Genomic DNA, 6439 nt, shown 5'->3' with positions numbered 1-6439 from the left:
CCTCAGGCCTTCTTGCGGCGGCGCAGGGCCACCAGGCTTGCGATGCCCGCGCCCAGCAGGGGCAGGGCGGCCGGAACCGGAACCGTGGCGGGGGTATATTCCACCACATAGGCATAGGGATAGGCCGAGGGATTGTCGTTCCACTTGGTCACTTCAAAGCGCCAGCCCTGAAGGTAATCCTCGTCCGAGCCAAAGGTGTCGATCTGGTTGTTCGGCTCTGCCGTGGCCCAATTCGCATAGATGACCGGGATCGGCCCGCCGGGTTCCGTCACCCAAAGCCAGGTGCCTTCCTGCGCCAGATCCGACCCGCCCAACCAGGCCGCGACCGAAGTCGGATTGACCGCGGTGTTCAAAAAGGCCTGTTCGGCCGCCGAGGTGATCGTGGCCAGATAGCCATTGACCCCGGCATGGGTCCGCGCCGCCGCAGAGGTCCGGGCATTGACCCAGGTGCTCAACTCCGTGACCAATTCATACCAATGGCCATTGCCACCGGACCCCGTGGTCCATTGCACCGGTGCGGCCGCTGCGGTTTGGGCCGCCAGGGCAAGTGCCAGGGCAGAAAGCGACAGAAGTTTCATCAAACACACTCCAAAAATACTGAAGCCTCCACTTTGAACCGAATGCGATTCGAGTCAATCAAAGGGCGTCTTCCGCTGCGCCTGACAGGTGCAATCGACCCGTTTTTCCGCTTTTGGTGCCGCGATGGAGAAAGCCGCCCCAAAAAAAGCCGCCCCCCAAGGGACGGCTTCCGAAGGCCCCGCAGATCAGGCCTTTGCGTTCAGCCCGTCGCGCCTCAGGCCTTCTTGCGGCGGCGCAGGGCCACCAGGCTTGCGATGCCCGCGCCCAGCAGGGGCAGGGCGGCCGGAACCGGAACCGTGGCGGGGGTATATTCCACCACATAGGCATAGGGATAGGCCGAGGGATTGTCGTTCCACTTGGTCACTTCAAAGCGCCAGCCCTGAAGGTAATCCTCGTCCGAGCCAAAGGTGTCGATCTGGTTGTTCGGCTCTGCCGTGGCCCAATTCGCATAGATGACCGGGATCGGCCCGCCGGGTTCCGTCACCCAAAGCCAGGTGCCTTCCTGCGCCAGATCCGACCCGCCCAGCCAGGCCGCGACCGAAGTCGGATTGACCGCGGTGTTCAAAAAGGCCTGTTCGGCCGCCGAGGTGATCGTGGCCAGATAGCCATTGACCCCGGCATGGGTCCGCGCCGCCGCAGAGGTCCGGGCATTGACCCAGGTGCTGAGCTCTGTGACCAATTCATACCAATGGCCATTGCCACCGGACCCCGTGGTCCATTGCACCGGTGCGGCCGCTGCGGTTTGGGCCGCCAGGGCAAGTGCCAGGATCGAAAGCGACAGAAGTTTCATGAAATCAACTCCACCAATGACTGAAGCCAACAGTTTGGCGCAATTGCGAACCGAGTCAATCCTTCCACAGGTTTCGGGCCACCCAAAGGTTTGGGGCCGTCCATAGGTTTCGGGCCGTCCATGGATTTCGGGGCAAACCCTGTCGTCCAAGGGGTTTTCGCCCAAAAATTCCGTGCAGAAATTCCGCCCAAAAATTCCGCGCAAAACCTCCCGCCCCTAGCCCGCCAATTCCGCCGCGATCAGCGCCCGGGCCCGGGTCAAAAGCGCCTGGGCCGCCTCGGGGCTTGCCGCCTCGGTGTAAAGCCGGAACTCCGGCGCATTGCCCGAGGGGCGCAGATGCAGGACCCGGCCGCCCGACACCGTCATGCGCAAACCGTCGGTCGTGTCGATCATGTGTCCGCTTGGCAGGGACAGCGCCTCCAGCAGGGCCACGCGGGCCAGTTCATCCGACACAAGCGCGCCCAGAAAGGCCTGGGCCCGGGCGCTGGGGATATGTTCGATCCGGTCGCTGGCGGTAAAGCGCGCGGGCTCTTGTGCCACGCGGGCGGCCAGGTCAAAGCCGCCCCCTGTCCGCGCCGCCGCCAGGGTCGCGATGATCGGCAAAAAGGCGTCCCGCGTCATCAGCGCGGACAGGCGGCCATTCTGCGCCGCAAAGCCCAGAAGAAAGCCGCCATTGGCCTCATAGCCGACCACAGCGCCGGTTTCCGCCGCCATACCCGCAATGACATAGGGCGAGCCAATCCGGGTGCGCCTGGTGTCAAACAGGTCATCGGCGCCGGAATTCGACGAAATCGGCGTGACGACAAGATCGGCGCCAAGGCTTGCGGCGGTGATCTGGCCCAGGATGTCCCCGGGGATCAGGCGGCCCCTTTGGTCGGTCATCAAGGGCCGGTCGGCATCGCCATCCAAAGAGACGAGCGCGTCGAAAGGCGCGGCATCCGGGCCTTGTGACGCGGCCCAAAGGCCAAGTTGGTGACGGGTGGCCTCATCGACGGCTTCGGTGTCGACGGGGATGAAATGCTCTGACCGACCCAGTTCCGTGACCCTGGCCCCCAGCGCGCCCAGGGTTTGCGCCAAAAGATCGCGCCCGACCGAGGAATGGGCCCAAAGCCCGATGCGCGCCCCCTCCAGCGCAGGGCCAAAGGCCTGCAGATAGCGCGCGCCATAGGGGGTGGCCGCGTCGATATGCGTCTCTGTGCCGGCCTTTTGCGGGTGGGCCGTCTGATTGGGCGTCTGGTTGGGCATTTGGCCCAGGGCCTCGATAATCGCCAACTCCTCGGATTTGGTGATCTCGCCCGCCGCGGTGTAGAATTTAAGCCCGTTGCGGTCGGCGGGGATATGGCTGCCCGTGACCATGATGGCCCGATGCCCCTGCGCCGCCAAGGCCAGGGCCGGGGTGGGCACAGCGCCGCAATCGACGACATCAACCCCGGCCTCTCGCGCGGTCCGTGACACCACAAGCGCCAGCGCCGGAGAGCTTTCGCGCAGGTCGCGGCCCAGGTAAAGCGGCCCGCCGCCCCCCGAAATTGGCCCCAGAGTTGGCCCCAGAGTTGGCCCCGAAACAGTCTCTGTAATAGCCAAAAACGCCCTTGTGTAATCGGCGATCAGATCCGGCGTCAGGTCGCGCACCAGACCGCGCAACCCACTTGTTCCAAACTTCGGTGTCATCAGCCCCTTACCCTTTCGCCTCTCAGCCCTTGGCGCCCTGCCCGCGGGCATAGACATCCTCGAACCGGATGATGTCGTCCTCGCCCAGATAGGCGCCGGTCTGGACCTCGATCAGGACCATGGGGATCTTGCCCGGGTTCTCCATCCGGTGACGCGCGCCCAAGGGGATATAGACCGACTGGTTTTCCGTCATCAGATGGACCGCGTCATCAATCGTCACCCGCGCCGTGCCCGAGACGACGATCCAGTGTTCCGACCGGTGGTGATGGCTTTGCAACGACAGCGCCGCGCCGGGTTTCACCACGATCCGCTTGACCTGAAACCGGTCATGCAGCGCCAGCGTCTCATAGTGCCCCCAAGGGCGGTGATCGCGGGCAAAGCTTTCGGCCTGTTTGGCGCCCTTTTTGCGCAGGGCCTCGACGGCCAGCTTCACATCCTGCGCGCGGGAGGCATCGGCAATCAGCACCCCGTCATTCATGGCCACGGCGATGATGTTGGACAGGCCGATCCCCACCAGCTCCAGCCCCTCGGAATCGGACCGCAAGATCGTGTCCTGACAGTCGATCGCCGTCACCGCCCCCGATTGCGCCACGCCGCGGGCATCGGTGCCCATCTCGCGGCCCACGGCATCCCAGCCGCCAAGATCGCTCCACCCGTCTGAGAAGGCCACCACAGAGAGGTTTTCGGCCTTTTCCATCACCGCATAATCGACCGACTTTTCCGGCGCGCGGGCCCAGGCCTCGGGGTCAAGGCGCAGGAAACCCAGGTCGGATTTCGCCTCGGCCAGGGCGGCACGGACCGGGGCCAGGAAGTCCGGCGCATGGGTCTGAAAGGCTGCGACCATGGTCTGCGCGGTGAACAGGAAGATCCCCGCATTCCACAGGAAATTGCCGGCGGCCAGCATCGCTTCGGCCTGGGGCGCCTGGGGCTTTTCGACGAAGCGCGTCAGGGGCACGGCGGCCGCACCCGGGGGGGCCGCCAGCTCCAGCCAGCCATAGCCGGTTTCGGCATGGGTGGGGGCGATGCCAAAGGTCACGATCTGGCCCGCGCGGGCGGCCGGCACCCCGCGGTCCACCGCGGCGCGAAAGGCCTGGGGATCGGGGATGGCATGATCCGAGGGCGCGATCAGAAGCAGGGTCTCGGGGTCCTGGGCCTCGGCCCAAAGGGCGGCGGCCAGGACCGCGGGGGCGGTGTTGCGGCCCCGGGGCTCGATCAGGATCGGGCCGGGATCAATGCCTGCGGCCTGCAGCTGTTCGGTGACGATAAAGCGGAAATCCGACCCGGTGATCGTCAGGGGAGGGGCGAACCCCGGCCCCGACAGCCGGCGCGCCGATTGGACGAACAGGCTTTCGGCCCCGGTCAGGGCGACGAATTGCTTGGGATAGCTCTTGCGCGACAGCGGCCAAAGCCTCGTGCCAGAGCCGCCACACAGAAGAACCGGCGTGATCATCGCATATCCTTTCCGCCCGCCATCTCCGCCCGCCATCATGGTCGGCGCATGCTGGGGCACTTCACCCCGGTCGGGGGAGCCTTGCCCATGATGGGGGGGCGGGGACGGGGGGTCAAGCGCCGGTTTGGGTTGCGAAATTCGCGCGCGCCCTGCTTGGGGGCGGGGCTGGCGCCCACCCAACTCGCGCCTCAGTTCGCTTCTGCCGCCAGGTTGCTCATCGAGGTGGCCGCCGGCTTGGGCGCCGCGGGGGCCGGTTTGGGCGCCGCGGCGGGCTTGGTGCTGGCGGCCGGTTTGTTCGAGGCCGGTTTGTTCGAGGCCTGGGCCGCGGGTTTGGGATCGGGTTTGGGCTTGGCATAGGGCGCCTTGCAGGGGCTCAGCGCCTCGCCCTGAAGCGCGCGCCAGGCGGCTTCGGTGGCATCGCCTTCGCGGGCCAGCGCCGGATTGGCGTCGTAAAACAGGTTCAGCGATCCGACAGAGCCCGCGCCAAACCCGCCATCCACCGCGCCGGAATAGCAGTTCTGATCCTTCAGCAGTTGCTGGACGGCGCGGACCAGGTCCTTGCCCTGGGGGGTCGGGCCGAACAGCGCCTCGGGCGAGCCGGGCTCGGGGACGACGACGGGCTGGCCTTGCAGCGTCACCGGGGGCAGGGCCCCTAGCGTGGCGGGGGGCAGGGCCGCCAGCACCAGGGGGGCTTTGTCCGCCAGGGCTGCGGGGGGCTGGGCGGCCAGGGCGGCATCGGGGGCCTTGTCCACCAGGGCGGGGGCGGGCGCCATCCCCAGGGCCGCCGCAGGGACAGAGGCCAAGGGCGGGGCGGGAACCGCGGCAAGCGGCAGGGCTTCGGGCGCCGGGGCGGGTTCAGGTGCGGGTTCGGGTGTCGGCGCTGCGGCGGCCACCACACTCTCGGGCTGGGCAGCTTCTGGCAGGGCGGGGGCCTTCACGCCATTGACGGCGACGCGGTCGGGGGCCGCGAAGTGCAGCTCTGGCGCGGGGCCGGGATTGCGCAGGTAGTCCAGGAAATCACGGCTGACCTCGGCCGCCAATTGCCCCGCCGGCCACAGCGCCATCAGCGCCAGACCTGCCATCATGGCCTGCGGCGTCAGGCGGGAGAGCGTCAGGTGGGGGAGGGCCACAGATTGTGATACAGATTGCGCGCCAGATTGTGAGACGGGCAAACCGGAGATCATCGGGCGGGATTTGGAAAGGCTCATCTCGTGACACTCCAGCGCGGCCATGGGCTTGCGGTCTTTGGCCCGGCGATCCGGTGCCAATAGTGCCCCGAAAGCCCGCGCGGGGCAATGTCGGATATGGGGTCGGATATGGGGTCGGATATGGGCCCCCATATCAGCTTTGCCGGCCAAGATCGGCCAAGATCGACCGCAGATGGCCCCCCGATCAGGCTTTGCCGCGCCCCGTGAAAATCCTCTCGCGCAAATCCGTCCGGCTCCGCTAGAGTGGGGCGCAGGATTTGATCCAGGAATTGACAGGGAGGCCCGGAATGTTCGGCCAGAAGACAAATGCGATCGTGAAGGCGGCAATGGCGGCGGCGGCGGGCCTGATGGCCCTTTCGGGCGCGGCCCTGGCCCAGGACAAGGGGCTTGGCATCGAGCTGAACACCACCCTGCCGGCCGATGGCGCCTGTGCGCTGCTGTTCGTGCTGGACAACCAGACCAAGGCGGATTTCGCCGCCTTTCACCTGGATGCCTCGGTCTATGACAAGGACAAGAAGATCGCGGGCTTTTACCGCCTGGGCTTTGCCGAGATCCTGGGCGGGGCGAAAAGCACGGTGCAATTCCAGCTTGCGGGTCTGGATTGCGAGGAAATCTCGGCCGTGACGGTCAATCCCGGCCCGCCCGGCGATTGCACGACCAAGGACGCGGGCGACGCCGCCGCCTGCGAGGCTGCCCCCAGCATCACCGCCGGCCCGGGCCTGGGCTTCGAGGTTCAGTAAAAGG

Annotated in this window: 6 protein-coding genes; 1 reads left to right on the top strand and 5 read right to left on the bottom strand. The window is 66.6% G+C overall.

What is annotated here, in order from left to right:
* Window positions 1-2 precede the first annotated feature (2 nt).
* From NX862_RS18750 to NX862_RS18730, 5 genes are all read right to left on the bottom strand, one after another.
* Window positions 3-578, bottom strand: coding sequence for a lectin-like protein (locus NX862_RS18750; protein ID WP_264495472.1), 576 nt, complete (start codon window positions 576-578; stop codon window positions 3-5).
* Window positions 579-793: 215 nt separating this feature from the next.
* Complete coding sequence (locus tag NX862_RS18745) at window positions 794-1369, bottom strand: lectin-like protein (RefSeq protein WP_264495471.1); 576 nt, start codon at window positions 1367-1369, stop codon at window positions 794-796.
* Window positions 1370-1585: 216 nt separating this feature from the next.
* A complete protein-coding gene (locus NX862_RS18740; protein ID WP_264495470.1) occupies window positions 1586-3037 on the bottom strand; it encodes a phosphohexomutase domain-containing protein in 1452 nt (483 codons plus the stop codon).
* A 22-nt stretch (window positions 3038-3059) separates the two neighbouring features.
* Complete coding sequence (locus NX862_RS18735) at window positions 3060-4487, bottom strand: mannose-1-phosphate guanylyltransferase/mannose-6-phosphate isomerase (RefSeq protein ID WP_264495469.1); 1428 nt, start codon at window positions 4485-4487, stop codon at window positions 3060-3062.
* Window positions 4488-4675: 188 nt separating this feature from the next.
* On the bottom strand, window positions 4676-5617 hold the full coding sequence (locus NX862_RS18730; protein ID WP_264495468.1) for a hypothetical protein: 942 nt from the start codon (window positions 5615-5617) through the stop codon (window positions 4676-4678).
* 365 nt (window positions 5618-5982) lie between these two features.
* On the opposite strand from NX862_RS18730, the gene NX862_RS18725 reads away from it, so the two are divergent.
* On the top strand, window positions 5983-6435 hold the full coding sequence (locus NX862_RS18725; protein ID WP_264495467.1) for a hypothetical protein: 453 nt from the start codon (window positions 5983-5985) through the stop codon (window positions 6433-6435).
* The last annotated feature ends 4 nt before the right edge of the window (window positions 6436-6439 follow it).

The sequence above is a fragment of the Stagnihabitans lacustris genome, from assembly GCF_025950525.1.
Classification (GTDB): domain Bacteria; phylum Pseudomonadota; class Alphaproteobacteria; order Rhodobacterales; family Rhodobacteraceae; genus Stagnihabitans.
Note: the sequence above shows the minus strand (reverse complement) of the source record. Positions and strands in the feature narration are given on the sequence as shown.